Raw genomic sequence first — 23,738 nt, forward strand, 5'->3', positions numbered from 1 at the left:
GGGAGCACCATGCACCGCGACATCCGCAGCACGACCACCGAGGTCTCCCGCCGGTCCCTGCTCCGCCTCGGAGCGGCCGGCCTCGCCGGGGGCGTCGCCGCCCTCGGGCTCACCGGCGGGGCGGCCTCGGCCGCCCCGCTGGGGGCCGGCCCCGCCGGGACCGGCCTGGCCGCGGCCGCCGCCCGGCTGCCGCGCCGGTACCTGCGCCTGCTGGACCGGACCCCGGCGTCCGACCGCTGGCTCGCCACCCCGTTCCCGCTCGCCGACGTGAACCTCGCGCCCAGCGTGGCCACCCGGTCGCAGGACCAGCTCCTGCACCTGCTGCGCGTCTACCCCGTCGACCGGGTGCTGGCGGTCTTCCGCCGGAACGCGGGCCTCGACACCCGGGGCGCCAACCCGCCGGGCGGCTGGGAGGGCTTCGGCCACGCCAACGAGCAGCCCTGGGGCCCCGACGACTACCCCGGCCGGGCCAACGTGCAGACCGCCAACCTGCTGCGTGGCCACTACGGCGGCCACTTCCTGTCCGCGCTCGCGCTCGCGTGGGCGTCCACCGGGGAGCAGACGTTCAAGGACAAGGTGGACCAGGTCGTCGCCGGGCTGGGCGAGGTGCAGGCGGCGCTCGCGGCCATGGACCGGTTCAGCCACCCGGGCTTCCTCGCCGCGTACGGCGAGTGGCAGTTCAGCCGGCTGGAGGGGTACGCGCCGTACGGCGAGATCTGGGCGCCGTACTACACCTGCCACAAGATCATGGCGGGCCTGCGGGACGCCTACCAGCTCGCCGACAGCGACCAGGCGCTGGAGATCTGGGCTCCGATGGCCGACTGGGTCTCCGGCCGCCTCGACCCGCTGCCCGCCGACCAGCTCGAACGGATGTGGGGCATCTACATCGCGGGCGAGTACGGCGGCATGAACGAGGTGCTGTGCGACCTCGCGTCGATCACGGGGGAGGAGAAGTACCTCGCCACGGCCCGGAAGTTCGACCTGAACCCGCTGGTCGACGCCTGCGCCGAGGGGCGGGACACCCTGAACGGCAAGCACGCCAACCAGCACATCCCGCAGTTCCCCGGCTACCTCAAGGCCTACGAGCACACCGGCGAGGAGCGGTACCTGGACGCCGTCACCGGGTTCTGGGGCATGGTCGTGCCCGGCCGCACCTACGCCCACGGCGGGCACGGGGAGGGTGAGCTGTTCGGCCCGCCCGGCACCGTCGCGGGCGACATCGGGGCGCGCAACGCCGAGACGTGCGGCACGTACAACATGCTCAAGCTGTCGCGGCTGCTGTACCTGCACACGCTCGACCCGAAGTACATGGAGTTCTACGAGCGCGGCCTGCTCAACCACATCGTCGGCTCCAAGCGGAACACGCAGTCCGACACCAGCCCCGACGTCACCTACATGTACGGCGTCAACCCCGGCACCCGCCGCGAGTACGGCAACACCGGCACGTGCTGCGGCGGCACCGGGCTGGAGAACCACGTGAAGTACGCCGACACGGTGTACCTGCGGTCCGCCGACGGCGCCGCGCTGCACGTCAACCTCTACCTCGCCTCGACCCTGGACTGGCCCGAGCGCGGGCTGCGCGTGGTCCAGGAGACGCAGTACCCGAAGGCCGGGTCCTCGCGGCTGACGATCGAGGGCTCGGGCGAGCTCGACCTGCGGCTGCGGGTGCCGGGTTGGGTGCGCAAGGGGTTCACGGTCACGGTCAACGGGGTGGCCCAGGAGGTGGACGCCGTCCCCGGCACGTACGTGAGCGTCGACCGCACCTGGGCGTCCGGCGACGTGGTCGACGTCGACATGCCGTTCAGCATCCGAGCCGTGCCGACGATCGACGACCCGGCGGTGCAGAGCATCGAGTGGGGCCCGACGGTGCTGCTCGTGCGGGACCCGTCGACCAGCTACCTCGACATCTCCCTGTACGGGCACATGGGCCTGGACGGCACCCTCGACAGCGCGTTCGAGGCCACCGGCGACGGCTACTTCCGGCTCGGCGACCGCGTGCTGGAACCCGCCTGGTCCGGCGACCACACGACCTACCACATGTACGTGCGGCGGGCGGAGCCGCGCGTCGTGTTCGCGGGCCTCGACAGCGGGGTGGCCAACGCGGCCCGCCCCGACGGCACCACCCTGCTCGATGCCGTCTGGGCCGACGGCGGGTTCGCCACCCGGGCGGACTTCCTCGCCCAGGTGCAGCGCACCACCGAGCGGTTCACCGCCGACGGGCTGCTCAGCCGCCGGGACGCGCAGCGCGTCCTGCTCACCGCGGGAAAGGCGGACATGGCATGACGACCACACGCATGCTGCCCGGGCGTCGGGTCCGGGGCCTCCGCGCCGCCGCCGCCGTCGTCGGGGCGCTGGTCCTGGCCCTGGCGGGCCTGGTGCCGGCCTCCGCGGGCCTGGCGCCCGCCGCGGCCGCGGACGCCGAACCCGCCAACGTCGCACCCCTGGCCGTGCCCACCGCCAGCTACACCGCGTCCTGGAACCGCGTCGCCGCCGTGAACGACGGCGCCGGCGTCAGCACCGGCGGCGCGCACGACGCCACCTGGGCCACCTGGGGCGAGGACCCGCGACCCGCCAGCCAGTGGCTGGAGTACACGTGGGAGGCGCCGGTCCGGGTCGACCGGTCGGCCCTGCGGTTCTGGTCCGACGGCGCGGACGCCAACGGCGACAACGTGCGTGTCCCCGCGTCCTGGACCATCCAGTACTGGGACGCCGACGCCGGGGCGTTCGCCGACCTGCCCACGCCCAGCGGGTTCCCGACCGACCGGCTCGGCGTCAACGCGACCACCTTCGAGCCCGTGGAGACCACCCGCCTGCGGGCCACGTTCCAGGCCCTGCGGGGCGGGGCCGAGAACACCTACTCCGCCGTCGGCGTCTCCGAGTGGAAGGTCTGGGGCACGGGCGGCGTGGTCGAGCCGGAGCCGGAGGACCCGTTCGGGCCGATCGACCACACGCCGGTGCACATCCCCACGCGGGTGGGCGAGCTGCCGGACCTGCCGGACCGGCTCGACGCCGTCTACGAGGACGGGCGCGTAGTCCGGGTCGCGGTGACCTGGGCCGAGGTCACGGCCGACGACGTCGCCGAGCCCGGCTCGTTCGAGGTCACGGGCACCTCGCCCGACCTCGTGGAGCCCGTGACCGGCACCGTGTACGTGCGCGACGGCGCGCCCGGCGACGTCGTCGGGGTCGACAACGTCGCCGTGGTCACCCTCGCGGGCACCGCGCCCGTGCTGCCGCCCGCCGTCACCGCCGAGTACGCGGACGGCACGCGGGACAGCCGCATCCCCGTCACCTGGGCCGACGTCGACCCCGCGGACTTCGCGGAGGCCGGCGGCCTGTTCCTGGTGGCGGGCGAGGTCGAGGGCACGGACGTCCCGGCCGAGGCCGTGGTGTTCGTGCTGGAGCCCGACGACGCCGAGGACACCGCGCCGCCGTCCGTCACGGTGACCACGACGCCGGCCGCCGCGCCGTCGGGCTGGTACCTGGAGCCCGTCACGGTCACCGTGCGGGCGAGCGACAACCGCGATCCGGACCCGCGGGTCGAGGTGGCGCTCGACGGCGGCGCGCCCGTCCCGTACGAGGGGCCGTTCACGCTGGAGGACGGCACGCACACCGTCCGTGTGGTGGCCACCGACGCGGCGGGCAACACCGGCGAGGCGGAGCGCGAGCTGCGCGTCGACTCGGCCGCGCCCGTGACCACGGCGTCCGTCGAGAACCTGGGCGCGAGCGTCGAGATCACGCTGGCGGCCACCGACGCCTCCGGCTCCGGCGTCGACCGCATCCAGTGGGAGGGCCCCGGGACGTTCTGGGGCACCTACACCGGGCCGTTCACCCGGGCGCTGACGGAGACCGAGCAGGTCATCGAGTTCGCCGCCACCGACACCGCGGGCAACACCGAGGAACGCCGGTCGCTGACCCTGCCGGCCGCCGGGGCGGACCTGCCCGTGACGGCGGAGGCCTCCGCCCGCTGCGTGGCGGGCACGGTGCACGTCGCCGTCCGCGCCGTCAACGGCTCGGACGTCCCGGTCGACGTGGTGCTCACCACCGAGCACGGGACGCGCCGGCTCGCCGGGGTCGAGCCGGGCGCCGCCGCGTACCAGTCGTTCGCCACCCGCGCCGCGTCGGTCCCCGAGGGCGCCGCCTCGGTGACCGCCACCGGCACCGTCGACGGCGAGGAGGTCACCGTGCGCCACGACCTCACCGTCCCCGCCCTGTCCTGCTCGTGACTGCACCTGACACGCACCTGACCGAGAACCAGCACGAAAGAGAAGAGACGACATGAACAACCACCGCACCACCCAGCGGATCGCGGCGGCCGCCGCGGGCCTGGCCGTCGCGACGGTCGGGGCGCTCGCGGTCACGGCCACCACGGCCACGGCCGCCGACGGCGACGAGACCGGCGTCGACCTGTCCGTGTCCATCGAGGACAACACCCCGGGCGCCCTGACGATGTCCGTGGCGCCGAACGACGGCGTCGTCCTCGCCGAGGACGGTTCCGACGCCGAGGCGCGCCAGTTCGTCGGCACCCTGCCCACGGTCACCGTGGCTGACACCCGCGACGCCGAGGAGGTCCCCGAGGGTTCGTACTGGGCCGTCGTCGGCCAGGCGAGCGAGTTCACGGCCGAGGGCCGGGACCCGATCGGGCCCGAGTACCTCGGGTGGGCGCCGCGCCTGCTGACGCCGTCGCCGTCGGGGGACGTGGCCGCGGGCGAGCCCGTGTCCAGCGTGCTCCCCGACGGATCGGGCGGCGCCGCCGTCGGCCTGGAGGGACAGGAGCTGCTCCTGTCCACGTGGGCCGCAGGCTCCGAGGCGGGGCCGTGGGGCGTGAACGCGGACCTCACGCTGCGCACCCCCGCGGACGTGGCGCCGGGCGACTACAGCTCGGTGCTGACCCTGTCCCTCTTCGAGGGCTGACCCCCGCCGTGTCAGACGCACAGGTCACCCGGGTGATCTGTGCGTCTGACACGTCGCCTGTACCGACCAACCCAGGAAGATCCGTGCATGCGCATCCCCACGAAGGTCGCGACGATCCTCGCCCTCGCCACCCTCGCGCCCACCGCCTGGTCGGCGCCTGCTGCCACTGGGTCTGCCGTCGTGACGCCTGCCGTCGTGCCGCCTGCTGTCGTGACGGCGGCCGCGTTCGCGGCGGACGGCGACGGCCGGGTCACCTGGTCCGTCGTGCCCGCCGACGCCGCGGGACCGGACGGGCGCCGCGTCGTCGACCTGGAGCTCGCGCCCGGCGAGCGGGCGACCGAGCACGTGGCCGTGAGCAACCACTCGGCGCAGGAGGTGACGTTCGCGCTGTCGGCCAACGACGGCTACCTGACCGACCGGGGCAGCTTCGACATGCGGCCTTCGTCGGTCCCGCCGGTCGACGGCGGCGCGTGGGTCACGCTGCCCGACGAGGTCGTGGTGGGCCCGGGCGAGACCGAGGTGGTGCCGTTCGAGGTCGTGGCGCCCGACGACGCCCTGCCCGGCGACCACCCGGCCGGCGTCGCCGCCTCGGTGCGCTCGGGCGGGGAGATGCAGGTCGAGTCGCGGGTCGGCGTCCGCGTGAACCTGCGGGTCCCGGGGGAGGTGGTCGCCGCCCTGGACGCCGAGCTGCTCGGGGTGTCGTTCACCCAGGGGGCTGGCCTGTTGGAGCCCGGGTCGCTCGTGGTGCGGTACGCCGTCGTCAACGACGGGACGGTCGCGCTGGACACCACCGCGCGGGTCGACGCGGACAGCGGGTTGGGCGGGCCGGACGCCTCCGCGCCGCAGGGGGAGGCCCTGGAGGTGCTGCCCGGCGGGCGGCGCGAGGTCAGCGTCGAGGTGCCCGGGGTGTGGCCGCTCGGACCGTTCGGTGTGGAGGCGGTGGTTGGTGCGGTCGTGGCCGATGGGGCTGGTGCGGCTGGCGGGGTCGGTGGGGTCGGTGGGGCGGGCGATGGGGCGGGCGGCGGCGACGTGCCCGCCGACGTCACGCTGACGGACACGGCGTGGGCGCTGCCGCTGCTGCACGTCCTGGTGCTGCTCGTGCTGGTGCTGGCGGGCTGGGCGGTGCGCCGGGCGCTGCGCGCGCGCCGGACGCGGCTGGACCGGCTCATCGAGCGTGCCCGCGCGGAGGGGCGGGCGGAGGTGCTCGCCGCGCGGGGCTGAGCGCTCGGCCCGGGCGGGGTCCGGTTGCTCGATGTCTGGTGCCACGGGTCATGCGTCGTGCGTCCTGCGTCCCGCGCCGTGCACCCAGGTGATCGGCAAAAGGTCAGGTGGTCGGCAACTCGAGTTACCGACCACCTGACCTCTTACCGATCACGTGCGCGGGCGTCGTGCGCGGGCGTCGCGCGCGGCCGTTGCGCGCCTAGGAGACCAGGCGGTTCCGGGCGTCCTCGGGGCGGCTGATCTCGGCCCACACCTCGTCGAGGGAGAGGCCCAGCACATCGGCGATCGCCGCGATCGTCGAGAACGCGGGCGTGGCGACCCGGCCCGACTCGATCTTGCGCAGGGTTTCGGGGGAGACGCGGGCGTCGAGCGCGGTCTCCAACATCGAGCGGTCCCCGCGGGCACGGCGCAGGAGGGCGCCGAGGCGCTGTCCGCGCTCGACGTCGGCGGGGGTGAGCGGCAGCCTGACCATGACACCGATTCTAATACCGGTATAACATTGCCGGGATAGTTATTGGTACGCGTGCGAAGGGCACCCCATGATCGAGATCCTCAACCCCACCGAGCTGGACCGCGCCAGGGAGACGGGCGCCCTCGTCGGCGGCTTCTTGCGGACGCTGCGCGACCGCGCCACGCCCGGCACCAACCTCCTGGACATCGACCGCTGGACCCGGGACCTCATCGCCGATGCCGGGGCGCAGTCCTGCTACGTCGACTACGCGCCGTCCTTCGGCCGCGGGCCGTTCGGCCATTACATCTGCACGGCCGTGAACGACGCCGTGCTGCACGGGATGCCGCACGACTACCGGCTCGCCGACGGCGACCTGCTCACGCTCGACCTGGCCGTGTCCCTGGACGGGATCGCCGCGGACTCCGCGATCAGCTTCGTCGTGGGCGGGGCGCAGGCAGCCGACGCCGAGAGCCGCGCGCTCATCGAGGTGACGGAGCGTGCGCTCGCCGCGGGCATCGCCGCCGCCGGGCCCGGGGCGCGCATCGGCGACCTCTCGCACGCCATCGGCACCGTGCTCGGCGGGGCGGGGTACCCGATCAACACCGAGTTCGGCGGGCACGGCATCGGGTCGACCATGCACCAGGACCCGCACATCACGAACACGGGGCGGCCCGGCCGCGGCTACCGGCTGCGCCCGGGGCTGCTGCTGGCGCTGGAGCCGTGGGTCATGACCGACACCGACGAGCTCGTGGTCGACGCCGACGGCTGGACCCTGCGCAGCGCCACCGGCTGCCGCACCGCGCACAGCGAGCACACCATCGCCGTCACGGACGACGGCGCCGAGATCCTCACCCTCCCGAGGTAGCGGCGGCAGCGACAGAAGCCCCGATGTGCGCCCGCGTCGCCGCGAACGCCGTGGCCAGCTCGCGCGCCATGCCCGGGTACTCCGCGTGCCCGGCGGAGTGCACCGCGAGCTCCAGGCTCGCCCCCGTGCCCGCGGCCTCGGCCCGTGCAACCCCGGCCGCGACGGCGAACTGTCCCGGCGGCGGCACGTGCACGTCCCACAGGGCGCACTCGACACGGGTCGGCACCCGCAGGTGGCTGGCAGCGACGGACGCGTCGTGGAACGCGAGCACCGCGCGGGCCTCGGGGTGCTCGGCCACGTGGTGGCGCACCGCCTCGCCGCTCCCGGTGCACGGCATGCGCAGGCGCAGGTCGTGCTGCCCGAAGGTCGGCACCTCCAGCGTGGCACCGACGAACCGGTCGTCCCACGGCACGGCGAGCGCGCCGATGCCGCCGCCGAAGCTCGTGCCCACGAAGTACAGCGGCAGGCCGCCCAGGGCGGCGTCACGCCTGGCCAGCACGTCCAGCAGGGCTGACGCCGCGTGCCACAGGTCCACGGCGCTGCGGCCCACCGTGTACGTCTCGACCGACCCGAAACCGTGCAGCACGTGCCGCGCGCTCGTGTCCGGGGCGCCGACGCCCGCGTTGAGCGCGCCGAGCCCCCGCGCGACGGGGAAGATGACGGCGGCGTCGCTCGGCACCCGCTCGAAGCTCGGCGCCTGCCGGCCGCCGTACCCGTGGCTGTGCACCACGCCCACCCGCGGCTCGAGGCCGACGGGCAACGCCACCCAGGCGCGCAGCCGCAGGCCGCCGTCAGCCGTGAACGTGACGACCGAGACGTCGTGCGCACCCTGACGCACGGGGGGCCCGGCCACCACGTCGGACGCGACGTCGCGTGCCGCCGCGTACCAGGACCGCCACAGGTCGGCGAAGCTGTCCGGCTCAGCGGCCGGCTCGACGCCGAGCAGCGCGTCCCGGTCGTACCCATAGGTGCCGTCGATCAGGCTGCCGGGGAACCACCGGTCGTACGGGCTCGGCAGGCCGGCGGGGGCGGTCATGGTCACACGGAACTCCTCGGGCAGGGCGCGGTTCGACGGCGTGGCGCGTGGCTCGTGGCACACTGAGCCGGTCGTCGAAAGGGGTAGGTGTGCTGGTCGCTGAGCGCAGGGCGCGGATCGTCGACGAGGTGGCGCGCCGCGGAGCCGCGAGCATCGCCGAGCTCGCCGACGAGCTCGGGGTGAGCGCCATGACGGTGCGCCGAGACATCGAGGTGCTCGCGGACCACGGCCGGCTCGACAAGGTGCGCGGCGGCGCCACGGCTCGGCAGACCGACACGACCCGGCAGGACCGCACCTTCGTGACGCGCATGCACCGCCAGGTCGCGGAGAAGCGCGCCATCGCGCAGCACGCCGCGGCGTGGGTCGAGCCCGGCATGGCGGTCGGCCTGTCCGGCGGGACGACGGCGTGGGTGCTGGCCCAGGAGCTGCGCGAGGTCCCGGAGCTGACCGTGGTGACCAACTCCCTCCCGGTGGCCGAGGTCTTCCGGCGTCCGGACCGCTCCGACGAGCCGTACACGCAGTCCGTGGTGCTGACCGGCGGCGTGCGGACGCCGTCCGACTCCCTGGTGGGGCCGGTCGCCGTGCGCTCGCTGGAGCACCTGCACCTGGACATCGCGTTCCTCGGCGCCCACGGCATCGACCTCCAGGCCGGCCTGACCACGCCCAACCTCCTGGAGGCCGAGACCGACCGCGCGCTGCTCGCGGCGGGCGGCCGGGCCGTGGTGCTGGCCGACCACTCCAAGTGGGGCGTCGTCGGGCTGACCACCGTGGTCGACCTGCGCGACGTCGAGCGGCTCGTCGTGGACGACGGCCTCGACGCGGAGGCGCGCACGACCCTCGCGGGCCAGGTCGGCGACCTCCAGGTGGTCGCGGTCGGCTGAGCCGTCGTCGGGGCCGGGTCTGAGCCCGGGCTCACCGGGCCGTGCTGGCCCGGGGCACGACGTGCGCCCCGACCACCACGTGCTCGACGGGCAGGTTCGCGCCGGGCGGGGTGGCGATCTGGCGCTCGAGCTCGCTCAGCGCGCGCTCGACCAGGGCCTCCTTGTCCGGGGCGACCGAGGTGAGCGCGGGCGCCGTGAACCGCGCGCCGCGCACGTCGTCGATGCCGACCACCGCGACGTCGTCCGGCACCGCGCGTCCTGCCGCCTGCAGCGCCACGAGCGCGCCGAAGGCCACGGAGTCGTTGGCGCACACCAGCCCGTCGAACGCGATCCCGCGCCGCACGAGGTCCGCGACCGCGCGCAGGCCCTCGTCCGGGGTGAACGCGTCCACCTGAGCGACCAGTTCGGCGTCCGCCGCCAGCCCGAGGGCGGCCACGGCGTCGCGGTAGCCCGTGTACCGCCGGTCGGCGGCGTCGGACGGGCGCGCGTCCCGTGTGCCGACGTAGGCCACACGGGTGCAGCCGACCTGCGCGAGATGCTCGGTCGCGGCGTAGGACGCGGCGCGGTTGTCGATGGTGACGTGCGTGAACGGGCTGACCAGGATGTGCTCGCCCAGCAGCACGAGCGGCCCGGGCGTGGCGCGCCGGGTCAGGTCGGCGACCGACAGCGCCCGCGGGATGTGGATCAGCCCGTCCGTCGGCGGCAGGCCCGTGCCGTTGGCGACGTTCACCTCGCGCTCGTGGTCGCCCGCGGTGAGCTGGATGAGCACCGACAGGCCGCGCTGGTCGGCGCGGCGCACGAGCAGCGCCGTCAGCTCGGCGAAGTACGGCTCCTCCAGGTCGGGCACGGCGAGCGCCACGATGCCGGTGCGCTCTTTCCTGTGCACGACCGACAGCGTAGTGGTGCCGGCCCGCCGGCGCGGCGTCGCGGCCATCATCGCTCCTGCACCCGGAACGCCACGACGCGCGCCTGGGCGGCGCCGTTGGTGGCGCCCACGACGAGGCGCGCGGACCGCAGGGGCCCGAGGTCGTCCGGCAGGGGGTGCACGCGCAGCCGCTGCCGGTTGTCGGTGACGGCGGCGACGGTCACCCAGTCCTGGCCGGGCCCGTCGGGCCGCACGTCGACGCGGTAGTCCTTCACCAGGGTCGGCAGCACCTCGTCCGGGGTGCGGTGGTGGTGCAGCGTGTTGAGCTCGACGTCGAGGTCGTCGTCGAACACGATCCGGGCCTCGCGCGCGGTGACGGGCTCGTCCCAGTCGAGGCGCAGCCACTCCTCGCGCCCCGGGGACAGGGGCGCGGAGGCCCACATGTTCGGCCCGCCGTGGTTGCGGTGGTGGCCGGACGTCGCCCGCTCGGGTGCCAGGGCGCGCGTCTCCGGCGCGCTCCGGAACACGACCGAGCGGCCGCGCAGCGGCTTGGTGGGCCACTGCACGAGCAGCTCGTCGGTGCTGACCTGCACGTTCTGGTCGTCGCTGTCGACGCGGTGCACCAGGGTGAGCACCCCGGGCGGCAGCGGCGCGGTGGTGTGCACGGCGAGGTCGGGGTTGGCCCGGAGCACGACGACGGCGTTCTGCGGGGTGTCCGGGGCGAACGGCACGTGTGCCGTGACCCAGCGGTGGTCGCCCGCGGGCACGGCCACGTCGGTCTTGCCCTCCAGGCGGGCGGGCACCACGTTCTGCGGCTTGCCCGTGGACCACACCTCGACGGCCAGGGTCGTGTCGCGCCGGGCGGAGACCAGCAGGTCCACGCTGTCCAGGCGCGGGTCGACGGGGAGTGCGATACCGAGGTCGACGTCGAGGTCGTGCACGTCGAAGTCGTCGTAGGGGTCGCCGGTCGAGCCGGAGACGGGGGCGGCGATGCTCGTCGTGGTGCTCGACGCCGTGACGCGGGCGCGCCGTGCCAGGTCGCGCGGGTCGGTGTTCGCCACGCCGACGACGGGCGCGTCCCAGGCGAGCAGCGTCTGCCGCAGCTCGTCGAGGTGATCGGTGTACACGCCGCGCGGCGTGGTGCCGTGCTCGACGCACAGGGCCGCCGCGGTGCCCGCCGCCTGGCCCATCGCGCCGCACGTGGCCATGACGCGGGCGGCGCCGAACGCGATGTGCGTGGCCGAGACGTCCCGGCCCGCGAAGAGCATGTTCTCCACGTTGACCGAGTACAGGGACCGGTAGGGGATCTCGAAGACGCCGTCGGAGAAGCGCTGGAGCGCGCCCGCGCCCTGCGCGTACATGCCCTGCGCGGGGTGGAGGTCGATGGACCAGCCGCCGAACGCGACGCCGTCGTCGAACCGCGTCTGGTCCACGATGTCGCCCTGGTGCAGCGTGTAGTCGCCCACGAACCGGCGGTACTCGCGCTTGCCGGGCACGTTGCCGATCCACTCCAGGGTGAGGTTGTCGGCGTCGAACTTTCCCGAGTTCTTGATGTGGTCCCAGATGCCGAGGATGACGCCGCGCAGCTCGTCGCGGATCCGCTCGTTGTCGTCGACCGTGTCGAGCTCGCCGCCCCACTCGATCCACCAGTAGTGCGCGCCGGAGTCGCCGCTGCGGATGATGCGGTGCTCGGGGATGGGGGTGTTCGTGATGTCGATGGCGCTCTCGGGCGCCACGTACTTCACCGGGTGCCCGAGGTCCTTCGTGTAGAACAGGAGCGTGGAGCCCAGGAACTCCCGCACGGCCTCCGGCGGGGCCCATTCCTCGCCGAACTCGGCGTGGCTCTCCTTGCCCAGCCGGTACCGGGCGCCCGCGAGGTGCCCCACGAGCCCGTCGCCGGTGCAGTCCAGGAAGACCGGGGCGGTGAACGTCGTCAGGATCTCCGACGCCATGGTCCAGCCGGTCACCGACTCGATGCGTCGGGCGTCGTCCGGGCCCGAGGCGCGCACCTCGCGGACGTCCGTGTTGAGGAAGAGCCGGATGTTCTGCTCACGCCGCACCGTGTCCAGCACCACGTCGTCCCAGTAGACCGGGTTCCCCTCGGGGTTGCGGTACTGGTTCTCCACGTACATCTCGCCGACGATCCCGGTCTCCCGGGCCCACCGCTGGTTGCCGTGGGCGGTCGCCCCGCACACCCACACCCGCACCTCGGACGACGAGTTGCCGCCGAGCACGGGCCGGTTGTTGATCAGCACGACCTGCCGGCCCATGCGGGCGGCCGCGACGGCGGCGCAGACGCCGGCCAGGCCCCCTCCGACGACCACGATGTCGGCTTCTACCGTCTGGGTGCGCATGTTCTCCTTGTTTCCTCAGTGCTGTTCAGGCGTGCTGTTCAGGCGTGCTGGTGGCTGTGCGGGGCGGGCGTGCGGGGGCGGAGCGGGTCTAGCCGTCCACGGCGAGCACCTCGACCTCGTAGACGCGGGCGACGTCGGTGGCCGACGCCGACGGGTCGGTGACCAGCAGTCGGACCTGGTCCGCCGGGGCGGCCGGGAACGTGAGGGTCACCGTGCCCTGCGTGTTCCCCGTGACCTGGCCCACGGGCACCCAGCCGGCGGCCGTGTGCAGCTCGACCGAGAAGTCCCGCAGCACGTCGGCCGTGCCGGTCGCCTTGCTGTAGCCGCTGCGCACGCGCACCGTGTCGACGGCGGTCGCGGTGCCCCAGTCGGCGGTGAGCACCGGCTGGGTGTCGCCGAGGGCGGAGATCCACCGGCTGGCGTCCGTGCAGGAGCCGTCGACGGCGAGCTCGCCGCCGGTGTCGGCGCGCAGCGTCGAGGAGACGGTGACGGCGGCGCCGCGGGCGACGTTCACTCCGGTGGCCTCGCCGCGCAGGTCCGCCACGACCTCGGCCGCGGTGGTGCCGGCCGGGGTGCCGCCCGTGCGGGGGAGCGTGGCGTGGAAGAGCTGCCCGGCGCTCGGCACCGTGACGTAGAGCTGGTCCGTGCCGGTCGGTGCCGTCACGGCGCTCAGCCGCTGGGCTCCCGTCCGGGGCTCGCCGACCGTGCCGAACCGCCACGTGCTCCCGCCGCGCACCCGCTCGGCGCGCACGACGGCGCTCTGCTGGCCCGTGACGCACGAGGTCGTCTCCACCACGGCGAAGACCCGCGTCGTGGCGCCGGCCGACGTCGTCTCGATGGCCGCCGACGTCTCGACGCCCGGCCCGAGCTCCGCGACGTCGAGCACCGTCTCGCGCTGCCACGCGGCGCCGTCCCAGTGCGCGAACCGCACGTCGTAGCCGTCGAACGCGGTGACGCCCTCGGTGCGGAACCGGTAGGCGATCCCGTCGAGCTGGTCGCCGTGCACGGACAGCTTCGCGGTCTGCAGGGCGGGCCAGTAGGAGCCGATGTCCTCGCCCGCCGTGTACGGCTGGTAGGCGACGGCCCCCGGCGTCGACGGCGTGATCGGCGTCGCCAGGGCGGCGCCCGCGACGTCGCGGAACGAGCCGTCGGCCGGGTCGTACACGGCGTACGAGCCCAGGTGCCGCGACGGGTCGGCGGGCCACGGGCCCCACTCCCACAGCACGTGCACGCGCCCGTCGGTGCCCACCTTGAGGTCGTCCGGGTAGAAGGAGTGCCCCACGGCGTCGGCGACGACGGCGACCCGCGACCAGCTGCCGGCCGCGGTGTCGAAGCGGTACAGGTTGCCGGTGCGGGCCTGGCGCTGGTCCGCGCCCGCACGGGCCATGACGTAGACGTCGCCGTCCGCGCCGCGGGCCGTCACCGGGTAGGTGATGGCCAGGTCCTGGTCCGGCATCTGCGCCGAGACGTCCACGAGAGACGTGACGTCGCCCGGCGTCGTCGTGCGGAAGTAGTTCCACTGCTCGTGGTGCATCGAGACGAACGCGTGCACGTTGCCTGCGCCGTCCACCACGATCGAGGGCTGGTTGTGCCCGTTGTCGTCCACGAACGTGGCGCACGAGCCGTCGGCCGCCCGCAGGCAGCCGTCGGTCCAGACGCCGTCCGCGCCCCGCGCGGCCACGTGGACCTCGTGCGTCGCGGCCGTGGGGCCGGGGGCGTTGAACGCCACGTAGGTGACGCCGCCGACGACGTCGATCGGCTTCCACCAGCCCGCCTGGTTGGACGAGTCGACCGTGAAGGGCAGCTCGTCGACCTGCGCCGCGTGCCGCGCCGCGGCCGCGTCGACCGGTCCGGCGGCGGCTCCGGCGGCGGACGCCGGCAGGGCGGTGCCGAGGGTCACGGCGGCCGCGAGGGCGGCCGTGACGGCGCGGGGGCCGGGGGTGTGGGGCCGCCGCATCAGTCGACCAGCTTCTGGGCGGCCGCGCCGGCCTTCTCCATCGCGGCCTGCGGCTCCGCGCTGCCCACCAGGACCGCCTGGATCTGCTCGGCGATCACGGTCTCGATCTGGGCGTACTGCGGGTAGACCCAGAACGGGTTGGTGGTGGCCGTGGCGGTGATCCGCTCGGCGAACTGCGCGCCGAACGCGTCGGCCCCCACCTCCGGCAGGGCCAGCGCCGACTCCGTGGCCGGCGGCAGGCCACGGGCCGCGAAGTACTGCTTGGCCACGTCGACGTCCGACGTCATCCACTTCGCGAAGTCGGCGGCGGTCCCGGCGCCGTCACCGTCGACCACGACGAGCGCGCCGCCCCAGACCAGGGCACGCGGGGTGTCGCCCGCCGCCAGGACCGGGCGCGACCAGGCGGTCAGCTTGTCGGCGAGCTTCTTGTCGGGCGACTCGGTGACCACGGCGTCGCGCCCGACGATCGCGTCGTCGTAGATCGCGGCCCGGCCCTGCGCGAACAGGGACCGGGCGTCGAACCGGTCGACGTCGGGCGCGATGAGGCCCTGGTCGTAGAGCGACTTGTACCAGGTGACGGCCTCCACGCTGGCGGCGTCGCCGATGGTGACCGTGCCGCCGTCCAGCAGCGGGCTGCCGAACGTCTCCATCCAGATCAGCACGTCCTTCAGCTGGGCCGCCTTGGTGGACGCCGCGTACGGGACCACGCCACCCCCGAGCTTCTTGAGGTCCTTCAGCGCCGCCTCGAACTGTTCGATCGTGGTCGGCGGCTCGGCGATCCCCGCCTTCTCCAGCAGCTCGGCGTTGGCGAGCAGCCCGATCGCGCCGATGTTCCACGGCAGGCCGTACTGCACGCCGTCGAACGACGCGGCCTGCAGGCCCGCCTGCGTGTAGTCGACCCCCTGCGCGAGCGGGCCGAGGTCCTGCAGCTTGTTCAGCGCGGCCAGCGAGCCGAGCCACGCCACGTCCACGTGCACGGCACCCGTGACCTGGCCGCCCTTGACCTGCAGCGTGAGCTGGCTGATGTACTCGTTGTACGGGTAGGAGACCTCGCGGACCGTGACGTCGTTGTCGGTCGCGTACTGGCCGAGCAGCTCGCGGATCGCGGGCGCCGCCGTCTCCTCCGTGAGCGACCAGGAGGCGAAGCTGAAGTCGGTCCTGGCCCCGGCCGCCGCGGTGCTCGCGGCCTCCGGGGCGGCGGGACCGGCCTCGGGGACGCAGGCCGCGAGGGTCAGGGTGCCCGCGCCGAGGCCGAGGAGCTGCAGCAGGCGGCGGCGGGACAGGTTGGTGTCGGTTGCGGGGTAGACGGGCATGGGGATCCTCCACGATGAGGGGTGGGCGAACGAGAGGGTGCTGACGGGCCGGGGCGCGGGCGGCGGGGCCACCCGCGCCGTCAGCCCTTGACCGCGCCGGCGGTGAGGCCGCCGACCAGGTACTTCTGCAGGGCGATGAAGGCGATGGCCACGGGCAGCGAGACCACCAGGGACGCCGCCATGAGCTCCGGCCAGGCGGTGGACGCCTCGCCGACGAAGGTGTTCACGAGGCCGGGCGGCAGGGTCTGCTTCTCAGGGCCGGCGAGCGTCAGGGCGAAGATGAAGTCGTTCCAGCCGCGCACGAAGGCGAACAGCCCGGCCGCGATGAGCCCGGGGGCCGACAGCGGGAGCACGATCGAGTGGATGATCCGCAGCCGTGAGGCGCCGTCGACCCGGGCCGCCTCGATCAGCTCGTCGGGGATGGTGTCGAAGAACCCCTTGAGCATCCACACGCACAGCGGCAGCGTGAACGTGGTGAAGCTCAGGACCAGCGCCGTGTAGGTGTTGAGCAGCCCGTACGCGCTGAACAGCGAGTAGAGCGTCACCAGCAGCAGGGCTTGCGGGAACATCTGCGACGCGAGCACGAAGTACATCAGGGACCGGCGCCCACGGTAGCGGAACTTCGAGAACGAGTAGCCCATGTACGCGGAGACCAGCACGGAAAGCACGGCGGTGAGCACCGAGACCAGCAGGCTGTTGCGCAGGTACACGAACAGCTGCTCGTTGCCGGCCAGCGCGGCGAACGCGTCGAGCGTCGGCGTCGCGGGGAACAGCCGGGGCGGGTAGGCGAACACCTGGTCGCGCGGGGTCAGCGCGGTGGCGAGCAGCCAGTAGACGGGCGCCAGGGCGAAGCCGCCGAAGACCACCACGGTGGTCCATGCCGCGATCCGTACGCCGCGGCGCTCGGAGCGCAGCGGGCTCCGACGGACGGCGCGCCGCGCGGGCGTCGCGGCGTCGGCGTCGGCCGGCGTGCGGGGGGCGGGCGTGCGGGTCGGCGTCAGCGCGCTCACTTCGCCTCTCCCTTCTCCGAGAAGCGGATGTAGACGACGACGAGGCCCATCAGCAGCACCATCCAGAGCAGGCCGAGCGCGCCGGCGTGGCCGAGGTCGAACCCGTGGAAGGCGGTCTCGTAGACGGCGGTCGCGAAGGTCTGGGTGGAGCCGGCCGGCCCGCCGCCGGTGAGCACGTAGATGATGTCGAAGTGCTGGAAGTTCCAGATGAGCTCCAGCAGCAGCACCAGGCCGACGATGCCCTTGACCTGCGGCAGCGTGATCGAGAAGAAGCGCCGCACGGTGCCGGCGCCGTCCATCTCCGCGGCCTCGTGCAGCTCGCGCGGCACGGTCTGCAGGCCGGCCAGGAGCATGACCATCATCCAGGGGAAGGACTGCCAGGTCTTGGCCACGATCACCGCCGTCATGGCGGTGCCGGGCTGGGCCAGCCAGGGCACGGCGCCGTCGATCAGGCCGAGCGTCTCCAGGAGCGCGTTCAGCACGCCGTAGTTGGCGTTGAAGATCCACATCCACAGGAACGAGACGACGACGCCGGGCACCAGCCAGGGGATGAGCATGAGGCCGCGCAGCACCTTGGCGCCGCGGATGCGGGTGTTCAGGGCGAGGGCCAGCGCGAAGCCGATGACGAACGGGAAGATCGTCGTGCCGACCGTGAACACCAGGGTCTGCCCCAGCAGGCGGGGGAAGTCGCCGGTCAGGACGTCGACGATGTTCGCCAGGCCCACGAACGTGCGGCCCGGCACGACCAGGCTCTGCTCGAAGAACGCCGCGACCAGCGCCGCGACGAGCGGGTAGAGCACCACGCCCAGCAGGAGGGCGCCGCCGGGCAGGAGCAGGAGCAGGGCGAACTGGCCGTCGCTGAGCCGCCGTGGTGGGGAATGTGAACTAGTGTGCTGAAGAGTTTCAAGTTGTGAAGCGGACATCGCTGATGTTCCTCGTCGTCGAGGGCGGGCTGCCGGATGTGAGCGCAACAATGGCCGACTCTGTGCGGTTCTGTCAATCGGCGTGCGCGAACGTTCCGAACTGCGGAACTGAAGACGTCACAGAAGATCACACAAGCGATCAGATGATCTGAACAAAGAGGAGCCCGCCGTGCCGGCTGATCACCGGCGCGACGGGCTGACCTGCGGGTCTGTCCGCGCTACCCGCGCGGCGGCGCCGTCGTCGGGAAGAGGGGCCGAGGCGGTGCCTGCTCGCGCGGGGAGGGGAACGTGACCGGCAGCCGCGCGGGGAACCGCATCCACGGGCTGGTGGCCCACTCGACGTCGTCCGGGTCGCCGACGAGCGTGACCTGGAGGCGCTGCAGCAGCTCGGCGACCGCGATCCGCGAGACCACCCGGCCCAGCCGTGGTGCGGGGCAGCGGTGCACGCCGGCGCCGAAGGAGAGGTAGGCGCGGTTGCCGACGGTGTCCCACGGGTCGTCGGACTGCACCAGCGGGTCGTGGTTGGCCGCGTGCACGGCGACCACGACGGTGTCGCCCCGCTGGATCAGCTTGTCGTCGATCATTACGTCGCGCACCGCGAACCGTGGCATCAGGTTCGGGTTGGTCGTGGAGCGCCACAGCACCTCGTCGAGCGCGTCGTCGATGTGCAGGCGGCCGCCCGAGATCCGGTGCGAGAACCGCGGGTCGCTCAGCACCAGCACGAGCGTCTGGGCGATCCACGCCATGAGCGCCTCGGTCGCCGCGGCGGTGATGGCCGTCAGCGTCTGGGCCCGTTCGAGGTCGTTCTCGAAGTTGTCGTGCACGGACAGGACGCCGGCGATGTCGCGTGTGCCGCGCTCGCGGCTGAAGGCGATGTGGCCGGTGACGATCTCGCGCAGCTCGTCGGTCAGGGCGCGGGCGTCCGCGCCCGCCTCGAAGATCGCCCGGGTGATCTCCTGCAGCCGCTGCGCCTGGGTAGGCTCCAGACCGTCCAGCTCCGACAGCACGAGGAACGGCACCACCGCTGCGTACTCGGCGACCAGGTCGGCGCGGCCGCGGTCCTGGAACCGGTCGATGAGCATGCCGCACAGCCGGCGGGTGATCGCACCGGCCCGGGTCTCGTCGATCTGCTCCAGGGCGTCGTCGACCGGGGGCCGCAGGCGGGCGTGCTTGGGGCCGTCGGCGTCGGCCAGCGTGGGTTTGGGGGTCTTCGCCAGCACGAGATGCAGCGTCGACGCCGGGCCGAGCAGGTCCTTGCCGTGCCCGTTCCAGATCGACGGGTCCTTGATGAACGTGTGGTCGTCCCGCAGCACGCCCACGGCCGCGGAGTGCCCCAGCACCAGCCAGGCCGGCACCCCGGGCTCCAGGTCGACCGGCGCGACCGAGCCCCACCGTTCCCGCAGGCGTTCGTACACCGCGTTCGCGTCGGCCGCCGCCGTCGTCTCCACGAGCAGCGTACGGTCGGCCACGTCGTCCAGGCGCACCGTTGGACCCGACGGCGGTGATGCGGTCACGTTTCCCCTCTCGTCGGCGGCCGGCCCCGGGTCGTTCGTGACGCCGGGCACAAGCCCTCGCTCGGGATGCTAACGGCGAGCGGTCGGAGTTTGCCAGTGGCAATGCCGCAGGTCACGATCCGGCAAGGGGCTCCACGGCGCTTGTCGACGCCCGGTCACCTCGGCAGGATGTGCGCTATGCCCCAGGCCACACCTCTGCTCCGTATCCTCAACGTGCTGCTCGCCCCCGGCCTGCGCACCCGCAAGGACCCCGACGCCGTCTTCGCGAGCCTGCTCGCCGACGCCCAGCGCGGGCGCGTCGCGCTCGGTGCCGACGAGCTCGCGGCGCTCGACGCCCTGCGCCTGCTCCTGGCCGACCACGCCGCCAACCCCGACCTGAGCGGTATGGGCTGGTCGAGCACGCAGGACCAGATCCGGACCCGGCTGACCAACCGCGCGATCGTCCGCGACATCCAGGCGAGCCGCCCCGAGGTGCGGGACGAGCCGGTGACGGCGCCCGTGTTCGTCGTCGGGCTGCCGCGTACCGGCACGACGCTCACGTACAACCTGATCGCCCGGCACCCCGGCCACCGCGGCCCCCAGCTGTGGGAGATGGACAACCTGGGCCTCCCGCGCCCCGCGGCGGAGCGCGAGAAGCTGATCGCGCAGGCCCGCAAGCGGTATGCCACGGTGGCCAAGCTCAGCCCCACCTGGGGTCACCTGCACCCGCTGGTCGCCGACAGCGAGGAGGAGGACTTCATGCTGCGCGCGCACACCGAGATGTTCGCCACCTGGGGTCCGGCGCCGCGCTACCTCGACTGGGTCGGGTCCGCCGACCTCACCGAGGACTACCGGTTCCTGCACGACGCGCTGCAGATCATGGCCGCCGGTGAGGCGCCGGACCGTTGGGTGCTCAAGCACCCCATGGACCTGTGGCGGATGCCGGAGATCCTGCGGGCGTTCCCCGGCGCGCGCTTTGTCTGGACGCACCGCGCGCCGGGCGCGACCGTCGCCTCCGGCTGCTCCATGGCCGAGGCGACGCAGGTCATGTACATCAAGCCCGGCCGCATCGACCTGGAGCGGATCGGTCAGGAGTGGCTGGAGATCTCCGCCCGCGGGGTGGAGCGCGCCGTCGCGCTGCGCGAGCAGCTCCCCGACGACGCCGTGATCGACGTCGTCTACGACGACCTGATGAAGGACCCCGGGGCGGTGGTGCACGGGCTGTTCGAGACCCTGGGCCTCGACTGGGGTGCGACGGACGACGCCAACCTCGCCGCGGCCCTCGACCGCAGCGGCCACCGTCCGCACGCGTACACGCTGGAGCGGTACGGCCTGGACGAGGCGCAGGTGGCCGACGCGTTCTCGGCCTACAAGATCCCGGCCTCCGTCCTCGGCTGACCGTTGGTCGGCTGACCGGAGGCCAGGAAGGCGGCGACGCCCATGTCCGAGCTGACGGCCCGGGTGGCGTCGTCCGCCGCCCGGCCGGCGGCCTCGACGGCCTGGCGCTGCGCCTCGGGCGCGACGACCGTGCGCCACGGCCGGGTGCCGGCGGGCAGCTCGACGAGCTCGACCACGGCGTCGGCGACCGCCCGCGGGTCCTCCGCCGTCTCGGTCTGGCGCCCGGTCAGCTCCGCGACGAAGCGGCCCATGCCGTCGCCGTAGGCCGCCATCCGGTCCGGGTCCGCGGGCGGCATGGCGTTCGTCCCGATGCTGGTCGGGTAGGGGGCGGGCTCGACCACGACCGACTCGACGCCGAAGGGTGCCAGCTCGTGGCGCCACGCCTCCGTGAGGCTGCCGAGCGCTGCCTTGCTCGCGGCGTACAGGCCGCTGTACGGGAGGGTCGCCCGGCTCGAGACCGAGCCGATCTGGACGAGCACACCGTGTCCCTGTTCCCGGAGGTGCGGGAGGGCGGCCCGGTTCACCCGGAGGGCGCCGAGCACGTTGACGTCGAGCTGCCGCTGCGCCTCGTCGGCCGAGAACGCCTCGACGGGTCCGGGGAAGATCGCACCGGCGTTGTTGACGACCACGTCGATCCGCCCCGCCGTCCGCAGGGCGTCGGCGACGGCACGGTCGGCGGAGCCCTGGTCCGTCACGTCGAGCTCGACGACCCGGAGATCCAGCCCCTCGGCGTCCGCGAACGCGGTCAGCTCGGCGGCGGCCCGCTCGTTCCTGCCGCTCGCGTCGCGCAGCGCGGCGATCACCCGGTGGCCGCGCCGGGCCAGGGACTCCACGGTCAGGCGGCCGAACCCGGAGCTCGCCCCGGTCACCAGCACCACGCGCGGTTCGGTGGTCACATCGCTCATCAGCATCTCCATCGCAGGTATCTCCTTCGCCGAGATCTCCGTCGCCGGGATCTCCGTCGCTCAAGTGGGGTGACACCCCAGTTGTCTCCAACATATGGAGGGGCACCCCGTTTGTCAACGAGCGGCCCGGCTACGATGTGGAGGGTCACCCCGGTCGATCACTGGTTGGAGCTCGTGTGGCAGACACCACGGCCGCCTCGGCGGCGTCGGCACGACCGCTGCGGGCCGACGCCCGGCGCAACTACGACCGCATCCTCGCGGCCGCCGAGGCCGAGGTGGCGCGCTCCGGGGCGAACGCGTCGCTCGAGGAGATCGCGCGGCAGGCAGGCGTCGGCTCCGCCACCCTGCACCGCCACTTCCCGACCCGGCAGGCGCTGCTCGAGGAGGTCTTCCACGACCGCGTCGAGGCGCTGTGCGCCCAGGCCCGCGTCCTCGCGGCGGGCGACGATCCGGGGGAGGCGCTCGTGACGTGGCTGCGCGCGGTCGCCGTCTACGGCGCGACCACCCGCGGCCTGGCGGCGTCGCTGATGATGGGGCCGCCGCACCCGCCGTCGGGCCCGGGGTGCGGGGAGATGCTGCTCGACGCCGGCGGCGAGCTGCTGCGGCGCGCCCAGGACGCCGGTGCCGTGCGGCGCGAGACGTCGATGATCGACCTGTTGACGCTCGTCAACGCGGTCTCGCTGGTCACCGAGGGGGCCGTCGACGCGGCCGACGAGGCCGTGCGCCTCGTCTCCCTCGCGATCGACGGCGTGCGGCCGCTGCCGGTGCCCGGGTCGTCGGCCTGACCGGTGCGAACGGTTCCGGCGGCGCCAGGGGCGCCGCCGGGAGGGTCAGCGGGCGGCCGGCCCCGGCGGGAACTCGGGGCGCTCGAAGGCGTCACGGATCCGCAGGCGGATGGTCGACTCCAGGGCCTGGAGCTTCTTCGAGGCGCCGCGCTCGGTCACGTCCGAGATGTCCGTGACCACGTAGCCGATGTCGCCGCGCGTGGCGAGCATCTGGCCCTCGATGTTGGCCCCGTGGTCGGCGAAGATCTGGTTCACGGTGGCCAGCACGCCCGGCACGTTGCGGTGCAGCAGCTTGATGCGGCCCACGCCCGTGTGCTCGAGCTGGAGGTTGGGCAGGTTGACGCTGAGCATCGTCGAGCCGGTCGTCACGTAGTCGCTCAGCTTCTTGGCCACGAACTGGCCGATCGCCTCCTGCGCCTCCTCGGTGGAGCCGCCGACGTGGGGCGTGAGGATCACGTTCGGCAGGCCGCGCAGCACGGACTCGAAGGTGTCGCCGCGCTTCTTGGGCTCCTCCGGGAAGACGTCGACCGCGGCGCCCGACAGGTGCCCCGACGTGATGTGCTCGGCCAGCGAGTCGACGTCGACCACGAACCCGCGGCACAGGTTGAGGAAGATCGCGCCCGGCTTCATGCGGGCGAACTGCTTCTCGCCGAACAGGCCGGCGTTGCCGGAGCGGCCGTCCACGTGCAGCGTGACGATGTCGGCGGTCTCCAGGAGCTCGTCCAGGGTCTCCAGCCGCCGCGCGTTGCCGAGCGCCAGCTTCTCCGCGGTGTCGTAGAAGACGACGGACATGCCCAGGTTCTCGGCGAGCACGGAGAGCTGCGAGCCGATGTTGCCGTAGCCGATGATGCCGAGGGTGCGGCCCCGCACCTCGTGCGAGCCGTCCGCCGACTTGTCCCACACGCCCGCGTGCAGGGCGCGGTCGCGCTCCGTCATGCGGCGCGTCAGGGAGATGATCTCCGCGATCGCCAGCTCCACCACGGAGCGGGTGTTGGAGAACGGCGCGTTGAACACCGCGACGCCGCGGTGCGCGGCCGCCGTCAGGTTGATCTGGTTGGTGCCGATGCTGAAGGCGCCGACGCCGACCAGGCTGTCGGACTCGGCCAGCACCCGCGCCGTCACCTCGGTCTTGGACCGGATGCCCAGGAGCTGGACGCCGTCGAGCGCCGCGATGAGCTCGTCCTCGTCGAGCGCTCCCTTGCGGTAGTCGACCTCGTACCCGGCCGACTCGAGGATCGGGACGGAGGTGGGGTGGACGTTCTCGAGGAGAAGGGCTCGCTGCACGCACCCATGGTGCGCCAGGGGGAGCGGTGGCGACAAACGGATCGGGCCCGCGTCCCGCCTGCTGGGACGGCAGGTGGGACGGCAGG

General features: G+C 73.5%; 19 protein-coding genes. 8 read left to right on the top strand and 11 right to left on the bottom strand.

The annotated features are described in order from the left end of the window. Window positions 1-9: 9 nt before the first annotated feature. The 4 genes from ACZ7LE_RS10005 to ACZ7LE_RS10020 all read left to right on the top strand — a co-directional run bounded on the left by ACZ7LE_RS10005 (window position 10) and on the right by ACZ7LE_RS10020 (window position 6,132). The gene (locus ACZ7LE_RS10005) at window positions 10-2,283 is read left to right on the top strand and encodes a glycoside hydrolase family 127 protein (RefSeq protein ID WP_470403115.1); all 2,274 of its coding nucleotides are present in this window, start codon (window positions 10-12) and stop codon (window positions 2,281-2,283) included. Further along, a complete protein-coding gene (locus tag ACZ7LE_RS10010) occupies window positions 2,280-4,223 on the top strand; it encodes an OmpL47-type beta-barrel domain-containing protein (protein WP_470403116.1) in 1,944 nt (647 codons plus the stop codon). Before ACZ7LE_RS10005 ends, ACZ7LE_RS10010 begins: the two co-directional genes overlap by 4 nt. Window positions 4,224-4,275: 52 nt before the next feature. After that, on the top strand, window positions 4,276-4,911 hold the full coding sequence (locus ACZ7LE_RS10015) for a hypothetical protein (RefSeq protein WP_470403117.1): 636 nt from the start codon (window positions 4,276-4,278) through the stop codon (window positions 4,909-4,911). A gap of 87 nt (window positions 4,912-4,998) precedes the next feature. After that, on the top strand, window positions 4,999-6,132 hold the full coding sequence (locus ACZ7LE_RS10020) for a hypothetical protein (protein WP_470403118.1): 1,134 nt from the start codon (window positions 4,999-5,001) through the stop codon (window positions 6,130-6,132). A gap of 199 nt (window positions 6,133-6,331) precedes the next feature. On the opposite strand, the gene ACZ7LE_RS10025 is transcribed toward ACZ7LE_RS10020, so the two are convergent. Then, window positions 6,332-6,604: a helix-turn-helix domain-containing protein gene (locus tag ACZ7LE_RS10025; RefSeq protein WP_470403119.1), complete on the bottom strand. Its 273-nt coding sequence runs from the start codon at window positions 6,602-6,604 to the stop codon at window positions 6,332-6,334. Window positions 6,605-6,671: 67 nt separating this feature from the next. On the opposite strand from ACZ7LE_RS10025, the gene map reads away from it, so the two are divergent. Beyond that, a complete protein-coding gene (gene map / locus ACZ7LE_RS10030) occupies window positions 6,672-7,448 on the top strand; it encodes a type I methionyl aminopeptidase (protein ID WP_470403120.1) in 777 nt (258 codons plus the stop codon). Here map and ACZ7LE_RS10035 read toward each other — a convergent pair. Continuing rightward, window positions 7,432-8,484 carry an acetylxylan esterase family protein gene (locus tag ACZ7LE_RS10035; RefSeq protein ID WP_470403299.1) on the bottom strand — a complete coding sequence of 351 codons (1,053 nt, stop codon included), beginning with the start codon at window positions 8,482-8,484 and terminating at the stop codon, window positions 7,432-7,434. The genes map and ACZ7LE_RS10035 overlap by 17 nt on opposite strands. Before the next feature lie 89 nt (window positions 8,485-8,573). Between ACZ7LE_RS10035 and ACZ7LE_RS10040 the strand changes: the two genes are divergently transcribed. Next, window positions 8,574-9,365 (top strand): DeoR/GlpR family DNA-binding transcription regulator, encoded by a 792-nt coding sequence (locus ACZ7LE_RS10040; protein ID WP_470403121.1) that lies wholly within the window; start codon window positions 8,574-8,576, stop codon window positions 9,363-9,365. Between the two features lie 31 nt (window positions 9,366-9,396). On the opposite strand, the gene ACZ7LE_RS10045 is transcribed toward ACZ7LE_RS10040, so the two are convergent. The 7 genes from ACZ7LE_RS10045 to ACZ7LE_RS10075 form a co-directional block, all read right to left on the bottom strand. Then, window positions 9,397-10,251, bottom strand: coding sequence for a LacI family DNA-binding transcriptional regulator (locus ACZ7LE_RS10045; protein WP_470403122.1), 855 nt, complete (start codon window positions 10,249-10,251; stop codon window positions 9,397-9,399). Window positions 10,252-10,298: 47 nt separating this feature from the next. Beyond that, complete coding sequence (locus ACZ7LE_RS10050; RefSeq protein ID WP_470403123.1) at window positions 10,299-12,584, bottom strand: FAD-dependent oxidoreductase; 2,286 nt, start codon at window positions 12,582-12,584, stop codon at window positions 10,299-10,301. A gap of 88 nt (window positions 12,585-12,672) precedes the next feature. Beyond that, complete coding sequence (locus ACZ7LE_RS10055) at window positions 12,673-14,541, bottom strand: BNR-4 repeat-containing protein (RefSeq protein ID WP_470403124.1); 1,869 nt, start codon at window positions 14,539-14,541, stop codon at window positions 12,673-12,675. Further along, on the bottom strand, window positions 14,541-15,854 hold the full coding sequence (locus ACZ7LE_RS10060) for an extracellular solute-binding protein (protein ID WP_470403125.1): 1,314 nt from the start codon (window positions 15,852-15,854) through the stop codon (window positions 14,541-14,543). Before ACZ7LE_RS10060 ends, ACZ7LE_RS10055 begins: the two co-directional genes overlap by 1 nt. An 80-nt stretch (window positions 15,855-15,934) precedes the next feature. Beyond that, window positions 15,935-16,864, bottom strand: coding sequence for a carbohydrate ABC transporter permease (locus ACZ7LE_RS10065; RefSeq protein ID WP_470403126.1), 930 nt, complete (start codon window positions 16,862-16,864; stop codon window positions 15,935-15,937). Then, window positions 16,861-17,787, bottom strand: coding sequence for a carbohydrate ABC transporter permease (locus ACZ7LE_RS10070; RefSeq protein WP_470403127.1), 927 nt, complete (start codon window positions 17,785-17,787; stop codon window positions 16,861-16,863). The genes ACZ7LE_RS10065 and ACZ7LE_RS10070 overlap by 4 nt, the downstream gene beginning before the upstream one ends. 218 nt (window positions 17,788-18,005) lie before the next feature. Then, entirely contained in the window at window positions 18,006-19,301 is a 1,296-nt protein-coding gene (locus tag ACZ7LE_RS10075; protein WP_470403128.1) for a cytochrome P450, read from the bottom strand. A 177-nt stretch (window positions 19,302-19,478) separates the two neighbouring features. Here ACZ7LE_RS10075 and ACZ7LE_RS10080 point away from each other — a divergent pair, with 177 nt between their 5' ends. Then, on the top strand, window positions 19,479-20,678 hold the full coding sequence (locus ACZ7LE_RS10080; protein ID WP_470403129.1) for a sulfotransferase family protein: 1,200 nt from the start codon (window positions 19,479-19,481) through the stop codon (window positions 20,676-20,678). On the opposite strand, the gene ACZ7LE_RS10085 is transcribed toward ACZ7LE_RS10080, so the two are convergent. Continuing rightward, window positions 20,648-21,583: an SDR family oxidoreductase gene (locus ACZ7LE_RS10085; RefSeq protein WP_470403130.1), complete on the bottom strand. Its 936-nt coding sequence runs from the start codon at window positions 21,581-21,583 to the stop codon at window positions 20,648-20,650. The two genes, ACZ7LE_RS10080 and ACZ7LE_RS10085, sit on opposite strands and share 31 nt — an antisense overlap. Window positions 21,584-21,759: 176 nt before the next feature. Here ACZ7LE_RS10085 and ACZ7LE_RS10090 point away from each other — a divergent pair, with 176 nt between their 5' ends. Then, a complete protein-coding gene (locus ACZ7LE_RS10090; protein ID WP_470403131.1) occupies window positions 21,760-22,368 on the top strand; it encodes a TetR/AcrR family transcriptional regulator in 609 nt (202 codons plus the stop codon). Between the two features lie 45 nt (window positions 22,369-22,413). On the opposite strand, the gene serA is transcribed toward ACZ7LE_RS10090, so the two are convergent. Further along, window positions 22,414-23,652, bottom strand: a complete 1,239-nt coding sequence (gene serA / locus ACZ7LE_RS10095) for a phosphoglycerate dehydrogenase (protein WP_397393515.1) — start codon at window positions 23,650-23,652, stop codon at window positions 22,414-22,416. Window positions 23,653-23,738 lie beyond the last annotated feature (86 nt).

The organism is Promicromonospora sp. NPDC110617 (assembly GCF_055598465.1).

Bases quoted from the DNA above. Each gene is read 5' to 3' on its own strand.
- ACZ7LE_RS10085 (WP_470403130.1), bottom strand. From the start codon at position 21,583: ATGAGCGATGTGACCACCGAACCGCGCGTGGTGCTGGTGACCGGGGCG.
- ACZ7LE_RS10080 (WP_470403129.1), top strand. From the start codon at position 19,479: ATGCCCCAGGCCACACCTCTGCTCCGTATCCTCAACGTGCTGCTCGCC.
- ACZ7LE_RS10010 (WP_470403116.1), top strand. From the start codon at position 2,280: ATGACGACCACACGCATGCTGCCCGGGCGTCGGGTCCGGGGCCTCCGC.
- ACZ7LE_RS10025 (WP_470403119.1), bottom strand. From the start codon at position 6,604: ATGGTCAGGCTGCCGCTCACCCCCGCCGACGTCGAGCGCGGACAGCGC.
- ACZ7LE_RS10070 (WP_470403127.1), bottom strand. From the start codon at position 17,787: ATGTCCGCTTCACAACTTGAAACTCTTCAGCACACTAGTTCACATTCC.
- ACZ7LE_RS10060 (WP_470403125.1), bottom strand. From the start codon at position 15,854: ATGCCCGTCTACCCCGCAACCGACACCAACCTGTCCCGCCGCCGCCTG.
- ACZ7LE_RS10035 (WP_470403299.1), bottom strand. From the start codon at position 8,484: ATGACCGCCCCCGCCGGCCTGCCGAGCCCGTACGACCGGTGGTTCCCC.
- ACZ7LE_RS10050 (WP_470403123.1), bottom strand. From the start codon at position 12,584: ATGCGCACCCAGACGGTAGAAGCCGACATCGTGGTCGTCGGAGGGGGC.
- map (WP_470403120.1), top strand. From the start codon at position 6,672: ATGATCGAGATCCTCAACCCCACCGAGCTGGACCGCGCCAGGGAGACG.
- ACZ7LE_RS10015 (WP_470403117.1), top strand. From the start codon at position 4,276: ATGAACAACCACCGCACCACCCAGCGGATCGCGGCGGCCGCCGCGGGC.
- ACZ7LE_RS10020 (WP_470403118.1), top strand. From the start codon at position 4,999: ATGCGCATCCCCACGAAGGTCGCGACGATCCTCGCCCTCGCCACCCTC.
- ACZ7LE_RS10005 (WP_470403115.1), top strand. From the start codon at position 10: ATGCACCGCGACATCCGCAGCACGACCACCGAGGTCTCCCGCCGGTCC.
- ACZ7LE_RS10055 (WP_470403124.1), bottom strand. From the start codon at position 14,541: ATGCGGCGGCCCCACACCCCCGGCCCCCGCGCCGTCACGGCCGCCCTC.